We start from the raw sequence: 24,214 nt of genomic DNA, 5'->3' as shown, positions 1-24,214 counted from the left end.
AGGTCGCGACAATCCGTCCCACTACCGTTCGCGATCCGCCCTCTTCCCCGGGCGGCGGCAACTGGCAGAATACCCCGCTCGGCACCAGCGACCCCCGCCGCAGAACGGGGGCGCCGCCGATCATGCGTGCGCCCAGAGAAACAGGAACGTTCAGGGAGGTTCCGCATGAGCATCACATCCACCGACATCTGCCAGGCCGCCGATGCCCTCAAGGGGTTCGTCGGTTTCAACCGCAAGACCGGCCGCTACATCGTGCGTTTCAGCGAAGACTCCTTCGGCATGGACGTAGCCGACGACAGCATCACGCCCACCAGCGAGTTCGTCTGGAGTTCGGTACGCGACGACGTCATGCGCCTGGGCCGCGAGCAGTTGCAGATCCTGCTGGAACAGAACATCAACGAACGACTGAACATCGGCGAGCCGCTACTGGTCTATCTGCGCCGCCAGGACCTGCCGGAAATCACCGCACAACGCCAGTTGCGCTGAGCGCCGTCGATCGCCGCCCGCGCCGGGCGCTGCGCCACGCATTATGCTGGAAGCGTCCGCCGCCGTCCGGCGCCGCGGACGCCATCGGCCATCCGGCGCGCCACGCAGGTGCTGCGTGGGGAGGTGAACGCCATGAGCAAGGGACTGAACGCGAAGAAGGAAACTCGTAGGAAACCGCTGAAAACCGCCCAGGAGAAACGCCTGGCGAAACGAGCGAAAAAACACGCTCCGACGGCGCCGCTCGGCACCCCACCGCGGAGCTGAGCCAGGCCGGAGCAGAGCCGCAGGCGCAACCGCTCAATCGTCCGCGGCGGGGTCCAGGTCGGGGAACAGCACCTCGGTGAAGCCGAACTTGCTGAAGTCGGTGATTCGCGAGGGATACAGGCGGCCGATCAGGTGGTCGCACTCGTGCTGCACCACCCGCGCATGGAACCCTTCGACGCTGCGGTCGATCGGCTGTCCCTGCGGGTCCAGGCCCTGGTAGCGGATGCGCCGATGGCGCGATACCGCGCCGCGCAACCCCGGCACCGACAGGCACCCCTCCCAGCCCTCTTCCATCTCGTCGTCCAGCAGGGTGATCCGCGGGTTCAGCAGGATGGTCGGCGGCACGGCCGGGGCGTCCGGATAGCGCTCGCTGCGCTCGAAACCGAAGATCACCAGCTGCAGGTCGACGCCGATCTGCGGCGCGGCCAGCCCTACCCCGCCGACGTGATGCATGGTTTCGAACATGTCGTCGATCAGCCGTTGCAGCTCCTCGCTGCCGAACAGTTCGGACGGCACCGGCTGCGCGATACGCAACAGGCGCTCGTCACCCATCTTGAGGATTTCCCGGATCATGCCGCCCCCTGATAAAGGTCAGTAACGCCCTACATGCTCAGCCAGAAAACCAGACAGGACAAGACGCAAAGCGCTTCCATCTCCGGCAATTGCGCCATTGATTTGACACCGAACGGCTTTCTTTCCCGGCACATCCGGTAATATTCGCCGCACACCGACTACACTGGCCAGTCGTGCCACCCCGCTACGTTTTCCTGGAGGAAACCTTTTTGCCTTCGTTGCCCACCTTGCAGCCCCTCGACCTCTACAGGCGCACCCTGGCCTGCCTGGTCCTGGCGGTTTCCTGCCTGGGCGGCGGAGGCCTGTGGGCGGACGACGCACGGACGTCGATCGAGCAACGCAGCAATGCGGTCAGCCAGGTTCTGCTGGGCATATTCAGCTACGTGCGCTGGCCGAAGGAGCCGGCGGTCCTGCAACTCTGCGTGGTCGGACCGACCGAGTACGCCGACGGCCTGCTCCGCGGCATGGTGCAGGCCAATGGCAGGCGCGTGCATGCGGAACGCCGCGCGGTGGACAACCCGGACCTCGGCACGCTCTGCAACGTGATCTACCTCGGAGTGGTCGACGAGCGCGAGCGCCAGCAGGTGTTCCGCAGCCTGGCCGGGCATCCGGTGCTGTCCATCAGCGAGCGCGGCACCGAATGCAGCGTCGGCAGCATGTTCTGCCTCAACGTCGGCGGCCCGCGCATCACCTTCGAGGCCAATCTCGACTCCATCGCCCGCAGCGGCGTACGCGTGCACCCGAGCGTATTGAAACTGGCAAGGCGGCAGGCCACTCCGTGATGAACCGTCGTCGTCGCTATACGGGTTCCAATCCATCGCTGCGCCGGGTGCTCTATCGCGCGCACCTGGGCGTGGCGCTGGTCGCGGTATTCACCGCCGGGCTGGCGGTGACCCTGGTCGGCCTGCTGACCCTGCGCGCCTATGCCGACCCCAACCAGCAACTGATCGCCCGTTCCATCAGCTATACCGTCGAGGCCGCGGTGGTCTTCGGCGATGCCCAGGCCGCCGAGGAGTCCCTGGCGCTGATCGCCTCCAGCGAAGAGGTCTCCAGCGCCATCGTCTACGACCGCCAGGGACAGACCCTGGCCAGTTGGCATCGGGAAAGCACCGGGCCGCTGCACCTGCTGGAACAGCAACTGGCGCACTGGCTGCTCAGCGCGCCGACCGAACAACCGATCCTGCACGACGGCCAGAAGATCGGTTCGGTGGAGGTGAAGGGCTCCGGCGGCAGCCTGCTGCGCTTCCTGCTCACCGGTTTCGCCGGCATGGTCCTGTGCCTGCTGCTTACCGCCCTGGGCGCCTTCTACCTGTCGCGGCGGCTGGTACGCGGTATCGTCGGCCCGCTCGACCAACTGGCGAAGGTCGCGCATACCGTGCGCCGCGAACGGGATTTCGAGAAGCGCGTACCGGAAGCCGGCATCGCCGAGCTGAGCCAACTGGGCGAGGACTTCAACGCCCTGCTCGACGAACTCGAATCCTGGCAGGCGCGCCTGCAGGACGAGAACGCCTCGCTGGCGCACCAGGCCCACCACGACAGCCTGACCAGCCTGCCCAACCGCGCCTTCTTCGAAGGCCGCCTGAGCCGGGCGCTGCGCGATGCCAACGAGCATCGCGAGCAATTGGCGGTGCTGTTCATCGACAGCGACCGCTTCAAGGAGATCAACGACCGCCTCGGCCATGCCGCCGGCGACACCGTGCTGGTCAACATCGCCATGCGCATCCGTGGGCAGTTGCGCGAAAGCGACCTGGTGGCGCGCCTGGGCGGCGACGAATTCGCCGTCCTGCTCGCACCGCTGGCGTCCGGCGCCGACGCCCTGCGCATCGCCGACAACATCATCGCCAGCATGCAGGCGCCGATCCGGCTCAGCGACGGCAGCACGGTGAGTACCTCACTGACCATCGGCATCGCCCTCTATCCCGAGCATGCGGATACCCCGGCGGCGCTGCTCCACGACGCCGACATGGCGATGTACATCGCCAAGCGCCAGGCCCGCGGCAGCCGGCGCCTGGCGGAACTCAACGACCCCCGCATCCTTCAGGAAGAAAAGGAGATAGACAGTGCTACCCCAGAGGCTCCACCCAAGTAGATTGCTCGCCCTCGCCCTGTTCAGCCTTGTGCTGGGCCTGGCCGGTTGCCAGACCAAGCCGCCGCAGACCGGCCTGAGCGCCGAGCAGATCGCCGTGCTCCAGGAGCAGGGCTTCGAACTCCGCGACGAAGGCTGGGAGTTCGGCATGTCGAGCAAGGTGCTGTTCGGCAACAATCTCGACCGTCTCAATCCCGACAGCCGCAACACCCTGACCAAGATCGCCCGCGCCCTGCTCGCGGTAGACATCGACAAGGTCCGCCTGGAAGGCCACACCGACAACTACGGCGACGAAGGCTACAATCAAAAGCTCTCCGAACGGCGCGCCGAATCGGTGGCCGCGGTATTCCGCGAAGCCGGCATGCCGGCGGCCAACATCGAGGTCCGCGGCCTTGGCATGAGCAAGCCCGTGGCCGATAACAAGACCCGCGCCGGCCGCAGCGAGAACCGCCGCGTCGCCATCATCGTTCCCGCCGAGTAATCCTGCGCTCGCGGGCTGCGTACGGCCCACCCGTACCTGGCCCGTCCATCGCCCGGCCCCGCCACTACCCCGCTTCCGGCCTATGTTGAAGGAAGAAGCCAGCAGACCGGCGTACCGGCCGCCGCTGCCGCGGATGCTAGACTGAATGCTGCGCAAGAAACCGACAATCCCGGCCGACCTGCCGCTTGCGGGTGCTCCGGGATTCACCGACAGGGGGTATCGACCTTTGCCTGTTCGCCCAAGGAACAGGCCGTCAGACGATGGGAGGCATGCCATGAACCGGCATTACTACATCAGCGACAACCTCGACGAGCTGGAACGGCTCGAAGCCGAACTGGAAGCCAGCGGCATCGCCACCGAGCAGATCCACGTCCTCAGCGAAAAGGACGCGGAGACCGGCCAGCGCCATCTGCACGAAGTCTCTCCGTTCATGAAGAAGGATGTGGTCCGCTCCGGCCGTGTCGGCCTGCTGGTCGGCCTCGTCCTGGCCATCGTCGCCGTGGCCTTCGCCTATGCCAGCGGCTGGACGGAAACCGCCGCCGGCTGGATTCCGGTGATATTCCTCGGCGCCATGCTCTGCGCGTTCTGCCTGTGGGAAGGCAGCTTCTTCGGCCTGCAGCGCACCAACCGCGCCTTCCGTCCCTTCGAAGAACGCCTGCACCAGGGGCAGCACCTGTTCTTCGTCGATGTGAAGAACGCCCAGGAGCCGATCCTGGTCAACGTGGTCAGCCACCACCCGCGCCTGCAGGACGCCGGCACCGGCCCCGCGGTCTCTCCGCTGCTGCTGGGCTGGCAGCAACGCTGGCGGCAGTTCCGGCGGATGGTCTGAGCGGCGGGGCCTGCGCACCGCGCAGGTCCTGCGGCGTCCCTCCGGCTGCTAGAATATCCGGCTACCCGCCCGCCATCCCGGCCGGCGCGGCCCGTCAGGAAACTCCATGAAACTCGATAAAGCGGCAGCCATCGCACAGCTCAACCAGGCCTTGGGCATGTCCGTGCTGGATGCCGGCAACACCCTGCTCGCCCGCTTCAACAAGAGCAAGAACGTCTGGTGGTTCGATATTCCGCTCAGCCAACTGAAGGCCGGCAAGTTCCTCAACCTGCTGCTGGCGAACCCGGCCGGCGATGCAGTGGAGCACCTGAAGGTGCCCACCGGTTTCCTTCGCCAGCAGCAGGACAGCCTGGAACTGCGCGACAAGAACGCCCGCCGGCCGACCCTCAGCCTGGAGCTGAGCGCGGACCCCGGCAAGCGCCTGCGCGACGTCCGCCCCGGCGGCGCTGGCCTGGACTTCGCCCCGTTCCTCCAGCCCTGAGCGGAAACCTCAGCGCGGCAGTTCGATGCGTTCCGGGTGGATCAGGATCAGGCCTTTCTTGTAGAGGCCGCCGATGGCCTTCTTGAAGGTCCCCTTGCTGACCCCGAAGAGCCGGTGGATATCTTCCGGCGAACTCTTGTCGCTGAGCGGCAGGCTGCCGCCGGCCTCCAGCAGCCGGGCGAGAATCTGCTGGCTCAGCTCGACGGCGGCCTCGGCGCCGACCGGCTGCAGGCTAAGGGCGATCTTGCCGTCCGCGCGCAATTCCTTGATGTAGCCCTGTTCGCGCATGCCGCTGCGGAGGAACTTGAACGCCTCGTTCTTGTGGATCAGGCCCCAGTGCTTGCCCTCGATGATCGCCTTGAAGCCCATCTCGGTACGCTCCACCACCAGCAGGTCGACCGCCTGGCCGACGCTGTAGCGTGGCGGCAGGTTGTCCAACTGGCGGTCCAGGCGTGCGGTGGCGGTGATGCGGTTGGTGCGCTTGTCCAGGTAGACGTAGACCACGCAGTAGTCGCCGACCTGCAACGGACGCTTTTCTTCCGAATGCGGCAGCAGCAGGTCCTTGGGCAGGCCCCAGTCGAGGAACAGGCCGATCCGGTTGATCTCCACGACCTTCAGGCTGGCGAAACCGCCGACCTGGACCTTGGGCGTCTGAGTGGTGGCGATCAGGCGGTCGTCGCTGTCCAGGTAGATGAACACGTTGAGCCAGTCGCCCACTTCGCTGGGCTGGTCCTTCGGCACATAGCGCTTGGGCAGGAGGATCTCGCCGTGCTGGGTACCGTCGAGATAGAGCCCGAACTCCGTGTGCTTGACCACCTGCAGTGAATTGAAACGCCCGATGACCGCCATGTTGTCTCCCCCTGTCGAAGGGGCGGCATTCTACCGGGCGCCACGCATGCGGGCGGAAGTTTTTGCCGGTACGCCGACGCCGCTCATCGCCTTGCCGGCCATTCGCGCCGAAACATCCTGAACCACGCGGACATTTCCCAAATGCCGACTGTCTACTGGCAGTAAGCACAACGATGTTTCAAAATCGTGAACCCTAAAGACTTTTTTGGAACATCCTTATCAAGGATTCTCGCTGCCGCTCATCAGGAGTTCCTGTGCGTCCACTCAGCCGTTGGCTCTCATCTTGCGGCTCGCTTCTGGCGCTGGCCGCGCTGTTCCTGGTCGTTCCCCTCGCCGGCCGCTACTGGCTCGGCTGGTCGACGCCGTTCGGCTATCTCTCGGACCTGGCCCTCGGCAGCCTGCTGGTGCTGCTCCTGCATCGACGCTCCCTGTGGTTCGCGCTCCCGGTCATGCTGCTCTGGTGCCTGTTCCTGATCGGCAATGCCGAACTGGTCGGCGCGGTCGGGCGCATGCCGGAACCTTCCGACCTCAAGTACCTGCTGGATCCGCAGTTCGTCAGCAGCTCCACCCAGGGCGGCGGCCTCGCCCACCTGCCACTGGCGCTCGGCCTCGGTGGCGCGACATTGCTTTGCGTGCTGCTCTGGCGTCGCCGCGGTCCGCGCCTGCCGCGCTATGCCTACGCGCTGCCGGCGGCGTTCCTGGCGGCGCATGTCGGCCTGCAATACCTGCGTCCGAGCGATGCCGACCAATGGCAGCAGTACAACCTGCCGCACAAGCTGCTGGCCAGCGCGCTCAGCAGTGGCCAACTGGCGGTCGAAGACTGGCTCGCCGACGACCGTCCGGACACCCCGCCGGACGTCGCCGGGCTCAACCAGCTCGACCTTTCCGGAACGCCGCTGCTGGCCGGCGGAGGGCGCGCGCGCAACGTCCTGATCGTGGCCATGGAGGGAATCCCCGGCGCGTATATCGCCGCCAACCGCGCCGCCATCAACAGCAGCTACCACGAAGCGCCGATGCCCAGGCTGAGTGGCTGGGCCGAACGGGCGATGACCACCCCGGACTACGTGCTGCACAGCCACCAGACCATCCGCGGCCTCTACGCCATGCTCTGCGGCGACTACAGCAAGCTCGACTCGGGCACGCCGAAGGGCGTCGAGCTGCTGAACAACCCGGCCCGGGCTAGGGAGTGCTTGCCCGCCCAGCTGCGCCAGCACGGTTTCAGCACGCACTTCCTGCAGGGTGCCGGCCTGCGCTTCATGGCCAAGGACAAGGTCATGCCGCAGATGGGCTTCGACAAGACCCTCGGGCGCGACTGGTTCCGCAACACGTCCTACCTGGAGTTTCCCTGGGGCATGGACGACAAGGCCTTCTTCGAGGGCGCCGCGACCTACGTGAAGCAGCTGCGCCAGCAGAAGAAACCCTGGATGCTGACCCTGCTCACCGTCGGCACCCACCAGCCCTACTCGGCGCCTGCCGACTACCTGGCCCTCTACCCGAACGCCAAGCAGGCCGCGGTGGCCTATCTCGACGACGCGATCGGCGCCTTCCTCGCCGACCTGGAGAAACAGGGCGTGTTGCGCGACACCCTGGTGGTGCTCACTTCCGACGAATCCCACGGTGTCGACCAGGTGCGCCTCGCCTCGGCCTGGGGCTTCAACCTGGTGCTGGCACCGGAACAGGCGGCGCTGCCGCCGATCAAGAGCGGCGTCTACGGCCACGTCGACCTCGCCGCGTCCGTCCTCGACTATTTCGGCTACCGCGTGCCGGCGGGGATTTCCGGGCGCTCGCTGTTCCGCGACTACGCCAGCGGTCGCGAAATGATGTCCTACACCAACGGCATGCTGCGCCACCACGACGGCAAGGCCACCTTCGTCGAGTGCGATTTCCAGCAGGTCTGCCGGCGCTACCGCAGCGAGGGCTTCATCGCCGACGAAGCCGAGTTCCTCGGTCGCTTCAGCGGACGCCAGGCACGCCTGGTCAGCCAGCGCGCCGCCGTCCTCGACCACTCCGTGCAACAGGCCGGCCAGTTGGGCCAGGAGTTCCAGTTCGCCACCCACGAACGCATCCGCCTGAAGCCGGAAACCCACAACGACTGGACCGACAACCTGATCGGCGCGCAATACCTGGAGATGCCGAAGAACAGCAGGACCACGGTCACCCTGAAGATCCGCGCCTTGCAGATGGACCGCAACGGCGCCCGGGTGACGCTGAAGACCAAGGAGTTCGAACGCGACGTTCCCATACCGGTACCGGACATCCCGCGCCTGCTCAAAGGCAAGCCGCTGGACATGAGCTTCACCTTCGACAACCCGGAAGCGCGCAAGGCCTTCTCCTTCCACTTGCTCGCCGAGGGCCGCGGGATCATCGAGATCAGCGACTTCCACGTGGTCACGGCGGCCAACCCGGAACCCGTGGAAAGCCGCAGCCAGGTCGCCGAAGCGGCGAAGGAACAGCCGCTGCTGAGCACCCTGAAAAGCCTGTTCGCCAACCGCCCCGAAACCGAGGAAGCGGAACGCGCGGACGCCCCTCGGGAGCGCACCGTCATCCCCGAGCAGAAGGCCCTGATCCTTTCGCACTGACCGCGCCGGAGCGGCCCGCCCGGCCGCCGCGCGCTCCCCGCTGAACCCAGCGCCGTCGCGGGCGTCGAAGATTCGCAAGCAACCAGGCGAAACGGAGAACGGCATGAAGCACCTGGCATTCCTCGCCCTCGGCGGACTCCTGCTGGCGCCCCTGGCCGAAGCGGCCAGCTTCGATTGCGAAAAGGCTGAGCGAGCGGACGAAAAGGCCATCTGCGCGAACCGGGCGCTGAACGACAAGGACGTCGAGATGAGCGTCAAGTACCGCTTCCTCCGCGGCCTGTTCGCCATGGGCGGCCGCGGCGCCATGCAGGACCGGCAGCAGGACTGGCTGCGCGAGCGCCGGCGCTGCGGTGGCGACACCGACTGCCTCTCCCGCGCCTACGCGCAGCGTATCGACGAGCTGGACAAGCAGTACGCGGGCATCGACAAGCCGCTCTGAAGCTAGCGTCCGCCGGCAGCGAACTGCAGTTCCGCCAGGCGCGCATAGAGCGGGTTCTCGGCGATCAGCCGGGCATGGCTACCAATGGCCACCAGCCGCCCCTGGTCGATCACCGCGATGCGGTCGGCGCTCTGTACCGTGGCCAGGCGATGGGCGATCACCAGGGTGGTACGTCCGCTCATCAGGCCTGGCAGGGCCTGCTGGATCAGGTGCTCGCTTTCCGCATCCAGGGCGCTGGTCGCCTCGTCGAGCAGCAGCACCGGCGCGTCTACCAGCAACGCCCGGGCGATCGCCAGGCGCTGGCGCTGGCCGCCGGACAGGCCGATGCCGCCCTCGCCCAGGTGGGTGGCGTAGCCCTGCGGCAGACCCAGGATGAACTCGTGGGCATGCGCGGCACGCGCTGCGGCCTCGACCTCGGCGGCGCTGGCATGCGGACGGCCGTAGCGGATGTTTTCCTCGACGCTGCCGAAGAACAGCGCGGGGTTCTGCGACACCAGGGCAAAGCTGCGGCGCAAGTCGGCCGGGTCCAGTTCGACGATCGGCTGTCCGTCCAGCAGCAGCCGTCCCTGCTGCGGATCGAAGAAACGCAGGAGCAGATCGAACAGGGTCGACTTGCCGGCACCGGAAGGTCCGACCAGGGCCAGGGTTTCCCCCGGTTCGACGGCCAGGCTGATGTCGTCGATGGCCCAGTGTTCGGGACGGGTCGGATAGGCGAAGCGCACCGCCTGCAATTCGATCCTCCCGCTCACCCGCGCCGCCAGCTTGCGTGGTTGCGCTGGCGGGCGGATCTCGCTGCGCGCCCTGAGCAGCTCGGCGATGCGCTCTGCGGCGCCGGCAGCGCGCTGCAATTCGCCGATCACCTCGCTGAGGGTGCCGAAGGCCATGCCGACGATCAGGCTGTAGAAGACGAACGCGGCCAGTTCGCCGGCCGAGATGCTGCCGGCGATCACGTCGCGGCCGCCGACCCAGAGCATGATGCCGACTGCGCCGAGCACCAGCACGATCACCACGGTGATCAGCCAGGCGCGCTGGGCGATGCGCTTGCGCGCGGTGTCGAAGGCGCGTTCGACGGTGCCGGCGAAGCGCTGGCGATCCTGCACCTGGTGGTTGTAGGCCTGCACGGTCTTGATCTGGCCGAGGGTTTCGCCGACGTAGCTGCCGACGTCGGCCACCCGGTCCTGGCTTTCCCGCGACAGGCTGCGCACGCGGCGGCCGAACAGCAGGATCGGGGCGATCACCAGCGGCAACGCCAGCACCACGATGCTGGTCAGCTTGGCGTTGGTGACGAACATCAGCAGCACCCCGCCGACCAGCATCAGGGCATTGCGCAGGGCCATCGACAGCGAGGAACCGATCACCGTCTGCAGCAGCGTAGTGTCGGCGGTCAGGCGCGACTGGATCTCGGAGCTACGGTTGGTTTCGTAGAAACCGGGATGCAACTCGATCAGGTGGTCGAACACGCGCTTGCGGATATCGGCGACGAAGCGCTCGCCGATCCAGGACACCAGGTAGAAGCGCACGAAGGTGCCCACGGCCAGGCCGAGCACCAGCACGAAGAACAGCAGGATGTAGCGATTGAGCAATTCGGGCGAGGCGGTGAGGAACCCCTGGTCCACCAGCAGGCGGATGCCCTGGCCCAGGGACAGGGTGATCGCCGCGGTGAACAGCAACGCCACCAGGGCCCCGAGCATGCGCCAGCGGTAAGGCGCCATGAAGCGCCAGGCCAGGCGCAGGGCGATACGTTGGCGGGAGGAGAGAATGGCTGGCATGCGGCGCTCGCTCGGCGGCTGGGGTTCCGCAGGTTAGCACCGGGAACGCAGCGAGGCGATGCATGCCCCGGCCGGCAGCGCGATGATATCGACGTATATATCCGGGCAACTTAGCCGATAACTAATCGTGAACTTTTCATTATTCTCGATATAGGTGAGATAGAGGCCCGGAGAACTTTCTCGCATCAACTAATGCAAACATTGGAATTCATGCCGGGATGCGCGAAGGGAGTTATCCACCTGGCGGTATCCTGCGTCGCCCGGGGTCGGCGGAACATCCAGCCGCGGAGACCTCGAGCAGTTCACCGCCGGATCGCCAATGCCGCAGCGCCTCGCTCGGGTATTGCCTAACGGACTTTATAGAAAACAGCAGGTTACGTCCGAAATCTGATCGACAATATTCAAGATGAAATAAAACGCCGCTTCGGTTATAATGAACGGCCATATTTAATGCAGAGACAGGTCCCCGGATATGGCCATCATGAAGAAAACCGTCGCGCCGAAAGCCGCCAAGCCGGCTCCCGCGGTCGAAACCCGCGAGTCCATCGAAGCGCAGGTCGCCGCCTTCCTCCAGGCCGGCGGCGAGATCCAGAAGATCGCCAAGGGCGTCAGCGGCCAGGTCTACGGCCCGTCGCGGCAGATCACCATCAGCAAGAAGCGCTGATCGCCCGCCCCTCGCCGGGGACTACGAAGGGGATGGCAGGCCGGCACGCAGATGTGCCACGCTCCATCCCCTTTTTCATTGCCTGAATCCCGAGCCCTTCATGCCTGGCCATCCCGATCCACTGCACGGCGTCACCCTGGAAAAACTGCTCACCGAACTGGTCGCCCACCACGGCTGGGCGGAGCTTGGCAAACGGGTCGACATTCGTTGTTTCAGGAACGACCCGAGCATCAAGTCCAGCCTCGCCTTCCTGCGCAAGACGCCCTGGGCCCGGGAAAAGGTCGAGGCGCTCTACGTCCAGCTCAAGCGCAACCAAGGCTGAAGGCTAGCGCGCCAACCCCAGGCGCAGCAATTGCCCGTCCTTCTGGTCGGTGAGCAGGTAGAGATAGCCGTCCGGGCCCTGCCGCACGTCGCGGATGCGCACCCCGAGATCGCCCAGCAGGCGCTCTTCGTGGACGATCCGGTCGCCATCCAGTTGCAGGCGGATCAGTTCCTGCGTCGCCAGCGCGCCGATGAACAAATTATGCTGCCAGGCCGGGAAGCGCTGCGCATCGTAGAACGCCATGCCGCTGATCGCCGGCGACTTCTCCCAGACATGGTGCGGCGCCTCGGTACCTTCGACGGCCTTGCCCCTGGCTTCGGGGATCGGCAGCAGGGTGTAGTTGATTCCATGGGTCGCCAGCGGCCAGCCGTAGTTCCCGCCGGCCTGGGGTATGTTGATCTCGTCGCCGCCGCGCGGGCCGTGCTCGTGGGTCCAGAGCCGGCCGGTCCAGGGATTCAGCGCGGCGCCCTGCTGGTTGCGGTGGCCATAGCTCCAGATCTCGGGCCGCGCGTCGGCACGGCCGACGAAGGGATTGTCCTTGGGAACGCCGCCGTCCGGATACAGGCGGACGATCTTGCCCTGCAACTTGTCCAGGTCCTGCGAGGTGCTGCGCTGGTTGTTCTCGCCGAGGGCGATGAACAGGTGGCCCTTGCCGTCGAAGACCAGGCGCGAGCCGAAGTGATGGCCGCTGGAAAGCTTCGGCAACTGCCGGAAGATCACGTGGAAGCCCTCCAGCCGTCGCTTGTCCGCCGATAACCGGCCACGTCCCGCCGCCGTTCCGGCGCGGCCGTCCTCGCCGGCCTCGGCATAGGTCAGGTAGACCAGCCGGTCCTCGGCGAACCCCGGCGACAAGGCGACGTCGAGCAGTCCCCCCTGGCCGCTGGCGAAGACCCTGGGTACGCCTTCCAGCGGCGCCGACAACTGTCCCTCGGGACTGACGAAACGCAAGCTGCCGGGCCGCTCGGTGACCAATATGCCCTGGTTGTCCGGCAGGAAGGCGACGGCCCAGGGATAGGCCAGACCACCAACCACCGGGGTGACCTCGACGGCGCCCAGCTCGCTGTCGTGGCGACCGGCGTCCACCGCCTCGACCGACGGAGCGAGCAGCGCGACGGCGCTCAGCAGGATGGCATTCAAAGACAGGCCCGGCATGCGTTCTCTCCTTCCCCAAGCGAAAAACACCACTCTAGTCGCAGATCCGCCGCGCCTGGCAGTCCGCACACAGGCTGTAACAAACCCGCCCCTCAAAGCAAGGCGACCATTTCCTTGAGGGTCACCGCCCAGGTGCCCTTGGCATTGATATAGCGATAGCCGAACCGGGAACCGTGCGCCTCGCTGGTGATCACCGCGTTCCAGGCCTGCCCGCGCGGCAGGTCGTGGGCCGGGTCGAGGAGCAGGAAGGCGCGCTCGCTCATGCCGATGGCCAGGCCCCAGTGGCGGATATCGCTGCCCTTGCGGCCGTGGAAACCGAGCACTACCGGAAAGCCGGCCTCCAGGTATTCGCGGGTGTGCCGGACCAACCTGCGCCCCTCGCCCTTGAGGGCGAAATGCTCGGTATCGTTGATCTCGGCCAGCAGCTCCAGCAGGTCGACGCCGGTGGTGCCGACGCGCAGCAGCGGGCCGTGCTGGTCCAGCGCCTTCATCAGGCGCCCGTAGCGACTGCGACTGTCGACCCGCTCCAGGCCCTTGGCCTGGCGCCGGCGCAGTTGGCCGCGGACCAGCATCGCCATGACCAGGCAGTAGGGCCCGCAGGCGCCGTCCATGTCGCCCTGGCGCAGATGGACCTTGTCGCCATGGACGTTGCACAGGCCGCCGCTGCCATCCTCGTCCAGGTCCCATTCCAGGCCATCGATCAGGCGTGACTGCATGAGGGTCTCCTCTCCGGTTCCTTAAGTTGGGACCGAGCGGGCGCCGAATCATTCCTCGGCGCCCATCGCCACAACGAGTAAACTGGCGGTCTTTCATTCCAGTAGCCTCGCCATGACCGACCCGATCCGCCTGTCCAAACGCCTCGCCGAACTCACCGCCTGCTCGCGCCGCGAAGCCGAGCTGTACATCGAGGGCGGCTGGGTCAGCGTCGACGGCGAAGTGATCGAGGAGCCACAGTTCAAGGTGCTCGACCAGCGCGTGGAGCTGCTGCCGGGCGCCCGCGCGGAAACGATCGAACCGGCCACCCTGCTGTTGCACAAGCCGGCCGGCTGGCGCCACGACGATTTCGAAGGCCTGCTCGCTGCGGGGCGGCGCTGGAGCGATGACCCCAGTCCCTTGCGAGCGCTGAAAAAACACTTCGCCCGCCAGCGTCCCACCCTTGCGCTGGACAGCGAGGCTTCGGGGCTGGTGGTGTTCAGCCAGCAGCACGGCGTACTGCGCAAGCTGGTGGACGACGGTGCACGGCTGGAGCAGGAATACCTGGTCGAGGTCGCCGGCGACCTGGCCGCCGGCGGCCTCGAGCGCCTGCGCCACGGCCTCGCCTACCAGGGCCGCAGGCTATCGCCGTGCAAGGTCAGTTGGCAGAACGAAAGCCACCTGCGCTTCGCCCTCAAAGACGTGCTGCCCGGCCAGTTGCGCTTCATGTGCGAAAGGGAGGGGCTGGAAGTGCGGAGCATCCGCCGCCTGCGCATCGGCGCGCTGTCGCTGGCCAGGCTACCGCTCGGCGAATGGCGCTACCTCGGCCTCCACGAACGCTTCTGAGCGCTCATTCGAGGCCACGCAGGGCGCGCCCCGGCGACTGCCCGCAGACCCGCCGGTACATGGCGATGAACGCGCTGTCGCTGGCGTAGCCCAGGGCGTGGGCGACCTCGGTCACCGAGCGGCCTTCGGCCAGGCGCCTCCGCGCTTCGAACAAGCGCGCCTGGGTTCGCCAGCGGGAGAAACCCAGGCCGGTCTGCTCGGTGAACAGACGCGCCAGGGTCCGCCCGCTGGCGCCGACCTCACGTCCCCATGCCTCGATGCTCCAGTCCAGCGCGGGTTGCGCCAGCAGCGCCTCAGCCACCTTCAGCGCCCGCGCATCGCGCGGCATCGGCAGGCTCGCGGCGTGTGCCGGCGCGCTCGCCAGTTCATCGAACAGTGCGCGCAACAGCGTCAGGTGCGGCCCTTCCAATTGCAAGTCGGCTGCCCAGCCGGTCATGCGCAGGATCAGTTCGCGCATTAGCGGCCCGACTTCGAGGACCTGGACGCTGTCCGGCAGCTCGGCGAACGCCGAGGGTTCGAAGTACAGGCTACGGTAGGCGAAGCGCCCGTGCAGGACCGTGCGATGCGGCACGCCGGCCGGCAGCCAGGCGGCCTGGAGCGGCGTCAATTGGCAAATGCGCTCGGCGAAATACAGCGTGACGCTACCGGCCGCCATGTACAGCAACTGCGCGCGCCGGTGGCAATGCCAGTCGCTGCGGTGGCCGGTGCTGTCGACCTCGAGGCCGACCACCGGGCAGCGGGCGAGATCGGGATCCTCGACCCGTTCGTAGGGATAGCGCGGCACCTTGTCCTCTTCGCGATGTTTTCCGTCCTGACCGCAGCATTCTGCCAGGCGCAGGCGGCCTAGGCTTGGCTCTTTTTTCCGGAGCCATCATGCCTGACCGTCCTCGCCCTCCCCTGCTGCTGGTGCTCGCCCTGCTAGCCCTGCCGCAAGTCGCCGAAACCATCCTTTCCCCCGCGCTGCCGGCCCTGGCCAGCCACTGGCGACTGGACGACGCTACCAGCCAGTGGACCATGGCGCTGTTCTTCGTCGGTTTCGCCCCCGGCATCTGGCTCTGGGGCTGGCTGGCCGACCGCCTCGGCCGGCGCCCGGCTCTGCTCGGCGGGCTCGGCCTGGCGGCCCTGGCGACCTTCGGTGCCTGGGCCAGTACCGACTATTCCTACCTGCTTGCCTGTCGCCTGGTCCAGGGCCTCGGCCTGGCGACCTGCTCGGTGACGGTGCAGGCCAGCCTGCGCGATGTGCTGCAAGGCCCGGCGTTGATGAGCTATTTCGTCACGCTCGGCGCGGTGCTGGCCTGGTCGCCGGCAGTCGGCCCCCTCGGCGGCCAGTGGCTGGCCGACCTCGGCGGGCACCCGGCGGTGTTCGCCACCCTGGCGGTGCTGCTCGCCTCGCTGGCGGCGCTGGTCGTCCCGGCCTGGCCGGAAACCCGTCCGCTGCTGGCGGGCACGCCCGAGCCCGCGACCCTGGCGATCTTCCGACGGGTCCTGGCCGACCGCCCGCTACAAACGCGCGCACTGCTGGTGGCGGTGCTCAATGTGCTGGTGTTCTCCTTCTACGCCGCCGGGCCGTTCATGGTCGGCGACCTGCCCGGCCTGGGCTTCGGCTGGATCGGCCTGGCCATCGCCATTGCCGGGAGCCTCGGCGCCTTGCTCAACCGACGCCTGCCGCGCACCTGGAACAGCGCTCGCCGGGTACGCCTGGGCCTAGCGCTGGCGGCCGCCGGCGCGACAGCGCAGACGCTGTTGGCCGCCGTCGGATACGCCGAAGGCCTGTACTGGGCGCTGCCAGCCCTGCCGATCTTCATCGGCTTCGGCGTGGCGATTCCCAACCTGCTGGGTCCGGCGCTGCACGCCTACGACGATTGCCGGGGACGCGCCGGAGCCCTGTTCGGGCTCGCCTACTACCTGCTGATCGGCCTCGGACTGGGCGCGTCCACCCTGCTACCGTTCGACCGTCCCTGGCCGCTGGCCGCGTACTGGAGCCTGCTGGGCCTGGTCGCACTGCTGCTGGCCAGGCGGCTGCCGGAATGAAAGCGGCGCCAGGTACGCCCGTGCAAACCGGACGACCGGCCCGGAAAGCCGGATAGGGCGGCCGTCGCGACGCTGCTATGCTGTGATGGCACAGCGCCCATGCGGACCCGCAGAACGTGGCCAGAACGACGCTCGAATCGATCCAGCACGCCATCGAGGTGAATTCGTCCCTGGCCCTTCCCATCGCCCTGGAGAATCTCTCGCGTCTGACCCACCTCGCGCTGCTGACCGTCCCCTTCAACCTGATCCACATCCTGGTGTTTTCCCTCAAGGACTTCCGCCCGGACCTCGGCCATCAGCTCTGGCGCCAGGAAATCATGTACGCCCATGGCGCCATGGCCCTGCTCTTCGGCGGCATCGGCCTGCTCGCGCTATGGCTGCGCCGCCAGCCGCCCAAGCTGTGGCGCATGCGCCTGCTGATCCTGCTGGGCGGCGCAGGGATCATAGGCTTCGGCGTCGCCATCGCCTGCATCGACCAGCGCATCACCAGCAACATCACGCCGCTGCTGCTGGCCTGTTTCGCCTGCGCCATGTTCATCCTGATCCGCCCGGCCTACGCGGTGCCCTTCTACGGTCTGGCGATGCTGGCCTTCGAGGTGGCGATGGACCACGCCCAGGCCGACCCGCAACTGCGCCTGTCGAACCAGGCCAACGGCCTCACCGCGTTCGGCCTCGGCCTGCTGCTGTCGCTGATCCTCTGGCACGGCCACGTGCGCAACCTGCGCCAGCAACGCAAGCTGGAGTTGCAGCGGCAGGAGCTGGAGGAGAAGAATCGCCAGTTGGAGTACCTGGCCGGTCACGACCCCCTGACCGGCCTGTTCAATCGTCGCGAGTTCGACCAGTTGGTGCTCATGGAGCTCGCGCGCATCGCTCGCCAACCGCAGCCGCTGAGCCTGCTGATGGTCGACCTGGATCACTTCAAGTACATCAACGACCGCTATGGGCACCCCTTCGGCGACGAGGTCATCCGCCATGCCGCCAACCTGCTGCGCGGCAATACCCGTAGCAGCGACAGCGTGGCGCGCCTGGGCGGGGAAGAATTCCTCCTGCTCCTGCCCGACACCGCCGAGCAGCAGGCTCGCAGCCTTGCGGAAAAACTCCGCGAACGCCTCGAAGGTACCCCGCTGGCGACGCAGGACGGCGTGCTCTGCCTGACCGCCAGCTTCGGCGTGGCCAGCCTCGACGGAGGCGGCCAGGCCAGCTACGAGCAGCTCTACAGCGCCGCCGACCAGGCTCTCTACCGGGCCAAGAGCAGCGGTCGCAACCGGGTGGAAGTGATTCGCCTGGCCAGCCTCGCGGAAAGCCTGCGGTAACAATTGATCGGCCGGCCCTGACGAGCGGTCGGTCAGCCGCCCGAACCTTGGTTAAGATGGTCCGTGGCGCTCTAGCTCGCCGCTCTTCCTGCCCTTCCGACCTGCCCGACCTCGCCCGGCCCCATGCCGCGGCCTTGCCGTTGGCGTCGTGCGGGAAGACCGGCGCAGCGCCGTTGTCCGCATTACCAGGGGAGAACCATGCTCAAGCACCTGCTCGTGCTCACCTGTGCCCTGCTCGCCAGTTCCTCGGCCCTGGCCCAGGTGATGGCCCGCGACCTGGGCGATTTCGAACTCAAGCTGGCCACCAGTCCGACCCGCAGCATGGCCCAGGGCCTGGTCACCCCGGGCAGTTCCGGCAGTTTCCACGGCGGCCTCGACCTAAGCCACGAAAGTGGCTGGTACATCGGCAACTGGACCTCCAACCTCGACCCCGGCAAGCCCACCGAGATCGACTCCTACGCCGGCTTCAAGCGCCCGCTGAACAACCGCCTGGGCTACGAAATGGGCCTGATCCGCTACAGCCGCCCGGAGCAGCCGGCCAACGACGCAGCCGAACTCTACGGCGGCCTGTCGATCTTCGGCAGCCGGCTCGGCGCGGCCCTGAGCAGCGACCCGGGGCGCAACGACACCACCCTGTTCGCCGACCTCGGGGTCAACCCGCCGTTCGGTTTCGACGTCACCCTGAAGTACGGCAACCATCGCCTGGACAACCCGGCGAGCCTCAGCGGCGGGGGCTACGTGAGCGTCTTCAACGACTGGTCGGTGAACCTCTCGCGGCCCTGGCTGGGCATCGACCTGAACCTGTCCTACAGCGGCACCAGCCTGACCGGCAGCGATTGCAGCGCCTACTCGGGACACAACAGCTACTGCGACACCACATTCATGCTGAAGGCGTCGCGTCCGTTCTTCTGAGTCGTCAGTCGTCCTGGCGGCGGGTACGCTGGGCGAGTTCGTCGAGCTGTTTCTGCTCGCGCTTGTCCTCGGCCTGGCGCGCCTCTTCCAGGTAGCGCTCGACCAGCTTGCGCAGCCCTTCCAGGCGGGCGTATCTCTCCTGCCAGTTGAGCCGCGCCTTGTCCACCGCCTCGCGGTGCCAGGTCACGCTGTTGGCCTGCTGGGCGACGGCGGTCTCCAGTTGCGAGAGGAAGCGCTGGTAGTTCATCAGCCACTGGCCGCTGACGCCCTTCTGGCCCTGGCTGATCCATTGCTGCTGGTAGTCGTTGCGGTAGCGCTCCAGCTCCGCCAGCTTCTGCTGTGCCGCGAGCAATTGCTGCTGGCACCTGCCCAGCTGGGTCGCGGCATCCCGCTCGGCCTTGCTGGCCATGTCCACCACCGGCGCCAGCCGCGCCGCGCGCTTCTCCATGCCTCAGCGCGCCTCAGGCCTGCCCGCCGGCGAGCAGGCTCGCCAGCCGCGCACGGCTTTCCGCCAGGCTTTCGCTTTCGTCAAGGCCCTGGCGCAGGAACTGGCGCATGACCGGGAAGCGCGCGATGGCCAGGTCGGTCTCGGGATCGCCGCCGGCCACGTAGGCACCGACGCTGATCAGGTCGCGACTCTGCTGGTAGCGCGACCAGAGCTGCTTGAAGCGCTGGGCGTCGCGCAGGTGCTCGGCCTCGACCACCTGCGGCATCACCCGGCTGATCGAAGCTTCGATATCGATGGCCGGATAGTGGCCTTCCTCGGCCAGCCGCCGGGACAATACGAAGTGCCCGTCGAGCACGCCGCGAGCGGCGTCGGCGATCGGGTCCTGCTGGTCGTCGCCCTCGGAGAGCACGGTGTAGAACGCGGTGATCGAGCCGCCACCGGCTTCGGCATTGCCGGCGCGTTCCACCAGCTTCGGCAGCTTGGCGAACACCGATGGCGGATACCCCTTGGTCGCCGGTGGCTCGCCGATGGCCAGGGCGATCTCGCGCTGGGCCTGGGCGTAGCGGGTCAGCGAGTCCATCAGCAGCAATACGTTCTTGCCCTTGTCGCGGAAATACTCGGCGATCCGCGTGCAGTATTGCGCGGCACGCAGGCGCATCAGCGGCGCGTCGTCGGCCGGCGAGGCGACCACCACGGAGCGCTTGAGGCCTTCCTCGCCGAGGATCTCGTCGATGAACTCCTTCACCTCGCGGCCCCGCTCGCCGATCAGACCGACGACGATGATGTCGGCCCTGGTGAAGCGGGTCATCATCCCCAGCAGCACCGACTTGCCCACCCCGGTACCGGCGAACAGGCCGAGGCGCTGGCCGCGGCCGACCGTGAGCAGGCCATTGATCGAGCGGATGCCGACGTCGAGAGGTTCGCTGATCGGGTGGCGCTTGAGCGGGTTGATCGTCGGGCCGTCCATCGGCACCCAGTCTTCGGCGCGCATCCCGCCCTTGCCGTCGAGGGCGCGGCCGGCGCCGTCGAGCACGCGGCCGAGCATCGACATGCCCATCGGCAGGCGCCCGGTGTCCGGCAGCGGCACGACCCGCGCGCCGGGCGCGATGCCGGCGAGGCTGCCGACCGGCATCAGGTACACCTTGCTACCGGAAAAGCCCATCACTTCGGCCTCCACCTGCACCGGGTGGTAGCCGCTTTCGTTGATCACGTTGCAGCGGCTGCCGACCGCGGCCTGCAAGCCTTCGGCTTCGAGGGTCAGGCCGACCATGCGCAGCAGGCGGCCCTCGACCACCGGCTGCGCCGGCAGCGAGACAGCCTCGGTGTAGCCCTCCAGGCGCCTGGCGAAACTGGTTCGCTCAAGGCGCATCGACGTCTCCGGGGGCGTCGAGGTCGATCCGGATGTCGCTGGCCAGCGGATGGGTCGCCTGTTCGCGCTGTTGCTCGAACAGTTGCTTCACTGCCTGCGCCAGGCGCGTCTCGATGGTCGCGTCGATGCGACTGTGCTCGGTCTCGATGCGGCAGCCGCCGGGCAGCAACGAATCGTCCTCGAGAATCCGCCAGCTCTCTTCGTGGCGCTCGCGCAGCGCCTTGACCCGCTCGAAGTCCTGCGGGTTGACATGGATACGGATGTTCGCCGCGCCCATCGGCAGCAGCTTCAGAGCCTCGCGCAGGACCTGGCGGACATGGCTGGAGTCCATGTGCAGTTCGCGCTGGATCACTTGGCGGGCAACGTGGTTGACCAGGTTGACCATGCCCTGCTCGATCAGGGCGTCCTGCTCGGCGATGGGTTCCAGAAGCTGCGTCATCAGACGCTCGAGACTTTGCAGACGCTCCTTCAGCGCCTCCTCGGCTTCCTGCCGCGCCTTCAACTGGCCGGCGTGGAAACCGTCGCGCTCGCCGGTGGCGAAGCCTTCGTTGTAGGCGTCCTGGCGGATCGCCTCGATCTCCTCCAGCGTCGGCGGCTTGACGGTCTCCAGCTCGACCTCTTCCACTGCCGGCGGCGCCGGCGCGGGTTCGGCGACCGCGGGCACCTGCGGCGCGGCAACGGCCGGCTCGTCGCGCGGCTCGTCGAAGCTCGGCAACGACCAGAGGCCGAAGGCCGCCACGTCCTTGCCGCGGATCAGTTCGCTGGGATTGTCTTTGTCCTTGTCGTGGGGGACCACCTCAGATCATCTCCTCGCCACCCTTGCCGCCCAGCACGATATCGCCGGACTCGGCCATGCGCCGGGCAATGGTGAGGATTTCCTTCTGCGCACCTTCCACTTCGCTGACCCGTACCGGCCCCTTGGCCTCCAGGTCGTCGCGCAGCAGCTCGGCGGCACGCTTGGACATGTTCTTGAAGACCTTCTCGCGGATCGCCTCGTCGGAGCCCTTGAGCGCCAGCACCAGTACGTCCGAGGAGACTTCCCGGAGCAGCGCCTGGATGCCGCGGTCGTCGACGTCGGCGAGGTTGTCGAAGACGAACATCAGGTCCTCGATCTGTCCGGACAGGTCTTCGTCGACCTCGCGGATCGAATCCATCAGCTGGCCTTCGATGGAGCTGTCGAGGTAGTTCATGATGTCCGCCGCGCGCTTGACCCCGCCCATGGTGGTGCGGGTGGCGTTGGAATTGCCGGCGAACTGCTTCTCCAGGATCAGGTTGAGTTCCTTCAGCGCCGAGGGCTGCACGGTGTTCAGCGAGGAGACGCGCAGGACGATATCCAGGCGCACCTTGTGGTCGAAATGGCTGAGCACCTCGGCGGCCTGGTCGGGATCGAGGTAGGCGACCACGATGGCCTGGATCTGCGGGTGTTCGTAACGGATCACGTCGGCCACGGCACGCGGCTCCATCCACTTCAGGCTGTCCAGGCCGCTGGTGCTGCCGCCGAGGAGGATGCGGTCGATCAGGTTGTTGGCCTTGTCCTCGCCGAGGGCCTGGGTGAGCATCTTGCGGATGTAGCCGTCGGCACCGACGCCGAGGCTGGTCTGGTCGCCGACCACTTCGACGAACTCGCCCATCACCTGCTCGACCTGTTCGCGATGCACGTTGCGCATCGACGCCATGGCCACGCCGACCCGCTGCACCTCTTTCGGTCCCATGTGCCGCAGCACCTGCGCCGCGTCGGTCTCGCCGAGCGACAGGAGCAGGATGGCGGCCTTGTCGACCTTGGTCAGTTTGGCGGCGAGACGATTCTCACTCATGGCGCTTACTCATCGGCGTTGATCCACTCTTTCACGACCTGGGCGACGCGGCCCGGGTCCTGTGCGACCAGGTTCTTGATCGCGTTCAATTGCGCATCATACCCCTCCGTGGGGCTCGGCAGGAGGATGCTCGACGGCCCGCCGATGCTCACCCGGTCGTCGGCCAGCGAGCCTTCCAGGCCACTCTCGCCCAGCGCCAGGTCGCCGTCGCGACCGCCGCCGCCGGCCAGCGACTTGCCCTTGCCGCCGCCGGTGATGTTGCTCAGCACCGGACGCAGCACACCGAACACCAGGACCAGGATGAACAGCACGCCGAGCACCTGCTTGACGATGTCCCAGAACCACGGCTGCGAGTAGAACGGAATGCTGTCGATCTCTTCGGCCTGGGCCGGGGCGAACGGCGCGTTGATCACGCTGACGCTGTCGCCGCGGCTGGCGTCGTAGCCCACCGAATCCTGTACCAGGCGGGTGAAGCGCGCCAGTTCGTCGGCGCTCCAGGGCTGGTGGCTGACCTCGCCGGTCTTCGCGTCGACCTTCATCTGGTCGTCCAGCACCACCGCCACCGACAGTCGGCGCAAGCGCCCCTGCTGCTGCTTGGTGTAGCTGATCGAGCGGTCCAGTTCGTAGTTGCGGGTGGTCTGGTCGCGCTTGTCGGTCGGGTACGGCGCCAGCTCCGGCTTGCCGGTCTTCGGATCGATGATGGTCTGGCCGTTGGCGTCCTTCAGCGGCTGGCCCGGCGCGACGTAGTCGGCCGGCGCGCTGGCGGTGGCCTGCTGCGGCGCGCTGGCCGGGCCCGGGGGCTGGTTCGACAGCGCCCCCGGCACGCCCTGCGGGCCGGACGAATTCTGCCGTTCCTCGTTGTTGCGTTGCTCGCTGCGCAGGGCCGGCTGGTCCGGGTTGTACATCTCCGAGGTCGACTCGACCGCGCTGAAGTCAACGTCGGCGGACACCTCGGCCTTGTAGCGACCGTTGCCCAGCACCGGTTGCAGGATATTGTGCACGCGCTGGGTGAGCAGGCCTTCCATGCGCCGGGTGAAGTCGAACTGCTTGCCGGCCATGGTCAGCTCGGAGAGTTCCTGCTGGTCGGAGAGCAGGTTGCCCTTCTGGTCGACCACGGTGACCTGCGACTTGTCCAGCTCCGGCACACTGGTGGCGACCAGGTTGACGATCGCCATCACCTGGCTCGGCTCCAGGCTGCGCCCCGGATACAGCTCGACCAGCACCGAGGCGCTGGGCTTGCGGTCGTCGCGGACGAACACCGAACTCTTCGGGATCGCCAGGTGCACGCGGGCGGCCTTGACGTTGTTCAGGCTCGACACGGTGCGCGCCAGCTCGCCTTCCAGGCCGCGGCGGTAGTTGGTGGCTTCCATGAACTGGCTGGTGCCCAGCGCCTGTTCCTTGTCGAGGATCTCGAAACCGACGTTGTTGTCGGTCGGCGCCACGCCGGCGGAGGCCACCTTCATGCGTGCCCGGCCGAGGTCGTCGGCCTTGACCAGCAGCGCGCCGGAGTTGGGTTCGACCTTGTAGGGAATGTCCGCCGCGGTCAGCGCTTCCACCACACGGTTCGCGTCGACCCCGTTGAGGCTGCCATAGAGCGGCTTGTAGTCCGGCTGCTGGGACCAGAGCACGACGGCGAAGCCGATCGCCACGCTGGCGGCGAGACCGACCAGCAGGCCGATCTGGCGCAGCATGGTCATCTCGGAAAGGTTGTCGAGGAACGACAGTCCCGGGAAGGATTTCTTCAGCATCCCGGCACCGCCGCTCTTGGCGGGAACCTGGCTGTCGATCAGTGCATCGGCCATGAACTAGTTATC

26 protein-coding genes are annotated in these 24,214 nt (G+C 67.1%); 15 read left to right on the top strand and 11 right to left on the bottom strand.

The genetic code is table 11. From position 1 onward, the window contains the following. Window positions 1-165: 165 nt before the first annotated feature. Window positions 166-486 (top strand): DUF2025 family protein, encoded by a 321-nt coding sequence (locus HMPREF1224_RS36370; protein WP_003082265.1) that lies wholly within the window; start codon window positions 166-168, stop codon window positions 484-486. Between the two features lie 132 nt (window positions 487-618). After that, entirely contained in the window at window positions 619-750 is a 132-nt protein-coding gene (locus HMPREF1224_RS45995; RefSeq protein WP_254919836.1) for a hypothetical protein, read from the top strand. Between the two features lie 33 nt (window positions 751-783). Here HMPREF1224_RS45995 and def read toward each other — a convergent pair whose 3' ends face one another. Continuing rightward, complete coding sequence (gene def / locus HMPREF1224_RS36365; RefSeq protein ID WP_003120589.1) at window positions 784-1,323, bottom strand: peptide deformylase; 540 nt, start codon at window positions 1,321-1,323, stop codon at window positions 784-786. Window positions 1,324-1,532: 209 nt separating this feature from the next. On the opposite strand from def, the gene yfiR reads away from it, so the two are divergent. From yfiR to HMPREF1224_RS36340, 5 genes are all read left to right on the top strand, one after another. Further along, window positions 1,533-2,105 carry a small colony variant regulatory diguanylate cyclase inhibitor YfiR gene (gene yfiR / locus HMPREF1224_RS36360; RefSeq protein WP_003115307.1) on the top strand — a complete coding sequence of 191 codons (573 nt, stop codon included), beginning with the start codon at window positions 1,533-1,535 and terminating at the stop codon, window positions 2,103-2,105. Next, window positions 2,105-3,412 (top strand): small colony variant regulatory network diguanylate cyclase TpbB, encoded by a 1,308-nt coding sequence (gene tpbB, locus HMPREF1224_RS36355; protein WP_003082256.1) that lies wholly within the window; start codon window positions 2,105-2,107, stop codon window positions 3,410-3,412. Before yfiR ends, tpbB begins: the two co-directional genes overlap by 1 nt. Beyond that, entirely contained in the window at window positions 3,384-3,890 is a 507-nt protein-coding gene (locus tag HMPREF1224_RS36350; protein ID WP_003082254.1) for a small colony variant regulatory network protein YfiB, read from the top strand. Before tpbB ends, HMPREF1224_RS36350 begins: the two co-directional genes overlap by 29 nt. Before the next feature lie 274 nt (window positions 3,891-4,164). Further along, window positions 4,165-4,719 carry a magnesium transporter gene (locus HMPREF1224_RS36345; protein ID WP_003112496.1) on the top strand — a complete coding sequence of 185 codons (555 nt, stop codon included), beginning with the start codon at window positions 4,165-4,167 and terminating at the stop codon, window positions 4,717-4,719. 106 nt (window positions 4,720-4,825) lie between these two features. Further along, a complete protein-coding gene (locus tag HMPREF1224_RS36340; protein ID WP_003082252.1) occupies window positions 4,826-5,200 on the top strand; it encodes a hypothetical protein in 375 nt (124 codons plus the stop codon). Window positions 5,201-5,209: 9 nt separating this feature from the next. On the opposite strand, the gene HMPREF1224_RS36335 is transcribed toward HMPREF1224_RS36340, so the two are convergent. Beyond that, a complete protein-coding gene (locus tag HMPREF1224_RS36335) occupies window positions 5,210-6,049 on the bottom strand; it encodes a CvfB family protein (RefSeq protein WP_003082250.1) in 840 nt (279 codons plus the stop codon). A gap of 254 nt (window positions 6,050-6,303) precedes the next feature. On the opposite strand from HMPREF1224_RS36335, the gene HMPREF1224_RS36330 reads away from it, so the two are divergent. Both HMPREF1224_RS36330 and HMPREF1224_RS36325 read left to right on the top strand, forming a co-directional pair. Further along, complete coding sequence (locus HMPREF1224_RS36330) at window positions 6,304-8,628, top strand: LTA synthase family protein (RefSeq protein WP_010793911.1); 2,325 nt, start codon at window positions 6,304-6,306, stop codon at window positions 8,626-8,628. Between the two features lie 103 nt (window positions 8,629-8,731). Further along, a complete protein-coding gene (locus HMPREF1224_RS36325) occupies window positions 8,732-9,067 on the top strand; it encodes a lysozyme inhibitor LprI family protein (RefSeq protein WP_003112498.1) in 336 nt (111 codons plus the stop codon). 2 nt (window positions 9,068-9,069) lie between these two features. Here HMPREF1224_RS36325 and hcuC read toward each other — a convergent pair whose 3' ends face one another. Further along, window positions 9,070-10,836, bottom strand: a complete 1,767-nt coding sequence (hcuC, locus tag HMPREF1224_RS36320) for a hydrophobic compound transporter HcuC (protein ID WP_010793910.1) — start codon at window positions 10,834-10,836, stop codon at window positions 9,070-9,072. A 472-nt stretch (window positions 10,837-11,308) separates the two neighbouring features. On the opposite strand from hcuC, the gene HMPREF1224_RS36315 reads away from it, so the two are divergent. Together HMPREF1224_RS36315 and HMPREF1224_RS36310 are read left to right on the top strand one after the other, a co-directional pair. Further along, on the top strand, window positions 11,309-11,500 hold the full coding sequence (locus HMPREF1224_RS36315) for a hypothetical protein (RefSeq protein ID WP_003109112.1): 192 nt from the start codon (window positions 11,309-11,311) through the stop codon (window positions 11,498-11,500). 100 nt (window positions 11,501-11,600) lie between these two features. Continuing rightward, window positions 11,601-11,822 carry a VF530 family protein gene (locus HMPREF1224_RS36310; RefSeq protein ID WP_003082243.1) on the top strand — a complete coding sequence of 74 codons (222 nt, stop codon included), beginning with the start codon at window positions 11,601-11,603 and terminating at the stop codon, window positions 11,820-11,822. A 3-nt stretch (window positions 11,823-11,825) separates the two neighbouring features. Here HMPREF1224_RS36310 and hcuB read toward each other — a convergent pair whose 3' ends face one another. After that, entirely contained in the window at window positions 11,826-12,974 is a 1,149-nt protein-coding gene (gene hcuB, locus HMPREF1224_RS36305; protein WP_003112500.1) for a hydrophobic compound transporter HcuB, read from the bottom strand. Between the two features lie 92 nt (window positions 12,975-13,066). After that, on the bottom strand, window positions 13,067-13,690 hold the full coding sequence (gene hcuA, locus HMPREF1224_RS36300) for a hydrophobic compound transporter HcuA (RefSeq protein WP_003082239.1): 624 nt from the start codon (window positions 13,688-13,690) through the stop codon (window positions 13,067-13,069). 112 nt (window positions 13,691-13,802) lie between these two features. Between hcuA and HMPREF1224_RS36295 the strand changes: the two genes are divergently transcribed. Next, window positions 13,803-14,513: an rRNA pseudouridine synthase gene (locus HMPREF1224_RS36295; protein WP_003112501.1), complete on the top strand. Its 711-nt coding sequence runs from the start codon at window positions 13,803-13,805 to the stop codon at window positions 14,511-14,513. Between the two features lie 4 nt (window positions 14,514-14,517). Here the strand turns inward: HMPREF1224_RS36295 and HMPREF1224_RS36290 are convergent, their stop codons facing one another. After that, window positions 14,518-15,297: an AraC family transcriptional regulator gene (locus HMPREF1224_RS36290; RefSeq protein WP_003082235.1), complete on the bottom strand. Its 780-nt coding sequence runs from the start codon at window positions 15,295-15,297 to the stop codon at window positions 14,518-14,520. A gap of 89 nt (window positions 15,298-15,386) precedes the next feature. Between HMPREF1224_RS36290 and HMPREF1224_RS36285 the strand changes: the two genes are divergently transcribed. The 3 genes from HMPREF1224_RS36285 to HMPREF1224_RS36275 all read left to right on the top strand — a co-directional run bounded on the left by HMPREF1224_RS36285 (window position 15,387) and on the right by HMPREF1224_RS36275 (window position 18,769). Continuing rightward, window positions 15,387-16,544: a multidrug effflux MFS transporter gene (locus HMPREF1224_RS36285; protein WP_003082230.1), complete on the top strand. Its 1,158-nt coding sequence runs from the start codon at window positions 15,387-15,389 to the stop codon at window positions 16,542-16,544. Between the two features lie 116 nt (window positions 16,545-16,660). Further along, a complete protein-coding gene (roeA, locus tag HMPREF1224_RS36280) occupies window positions 16,661-17,857 on the top strand; it encodes a diguanylate cyclase RoeA (RefSeq protein ID WP_003082226.1) in 1,197 nt (398 codons plus the stop codon). A gap of 198 nt (window positions 17,858-18,055) precedes the next feature. Next, window positions 18,056-18,769, top strand: a complete 714-nt coding sequence (locus tag HMPREF1224_RS36275) for a TorF family putative porin (protein WP_003086461.1) — start codon at window positions 18,056-18,058, stop codon at window positions 18,767-18,769. Between the two features lie 4 nt (window positions 18,770-18,773). Here HMPREF1224_RS36275 and fliJ read toward each other — a convergent pair whose 3' ends face one another. The 5 genes from fliJ to fliF are packed head-to-tail and all read right to left on the bottom strand — an operon-like array spanning window position 18,774 to window position 24,202. Further along, a complete protein-coding gene (fliJ, locus tag HMPREF1224_RS36270) occupies window positions 18,774-19,217 on the bottom strand; it encodes a flagellar export protein FliJ (RefSeq protein WP_003082220.1) in 444 nt (147 codons plus the stop codon). Window positions 19,218-19,230: 13 nt separating this feature from the next. Continuing rightward, the gene (fliI, locus tag HMPREF1224_RS36265) at window positions 19,231-20,586 is read right to left on the bottom strand and encodes a flagellar protein export ATPase FliI (protein WP_003086458.1); all 1,356 of its coding nucleotides are present in this window, start codon (window positions 20,584-20,586) and stop codon (window positions 19,231-19,233) included. Next, on the bottom strand, window positions 20,576-21,382 hold the full coding sequence (gene fliH / locus HMPREF1224_RS36260) for a flagellar assembly protein FliH (RefSeq protein ID WP_003082217.1): 807 nt from the start codon (window positions 21,380-21,382) through the stop codon (window positions 20,576-20,578). Before fliH ends, fliI begins: the two co-directional genes overlap by 11 nt. A 1-nt stretch (window position 21,383) precedes the next feature. Then, entirely contained in the window at window positions 21,384-22,400 is a 1,017-nt protein-coding gene (fliG, locus tag HMPREF1224_RS36255; protein ID WP_003082212.1) for a flagellar motor switch protein FliG, read from the bottom strand. 5 nt (window positions 22,401-22,405) lie between these two features. Continuing rightward, window positions 22,406-24,202 carry a flagellar basal-body MS-ring/collar protein FliF gene (gene fliF / locus HMPREF1224_RS36250; RefSeq protein WP_003109118.1) on the bottom strand — a complete coding sequence of 599 codons (1,797 nt, stop codon included), beginning with the start codon at window positions 24,200-24,202 and terminating at the stop codon, window positions 22,406-22,408. Window positions 24,203-24,214: the final 12 nt, after the last annotated feature.

This window comes from Pseudomonas sp. P179 (assembly GCF_000478485.2).
Classification (GTDB): Bacteria; Pseudomonadota; Gammaproteobacteria; order Pseudomonadales; family Pseudomonadaceae; genus Pseudomonas; species Pseudomonas aeruginosa.
Note: the sequence above shows the minus strand (reverse complement) of the source record. Positions and strands in the feature narration are given on the sequence as shown.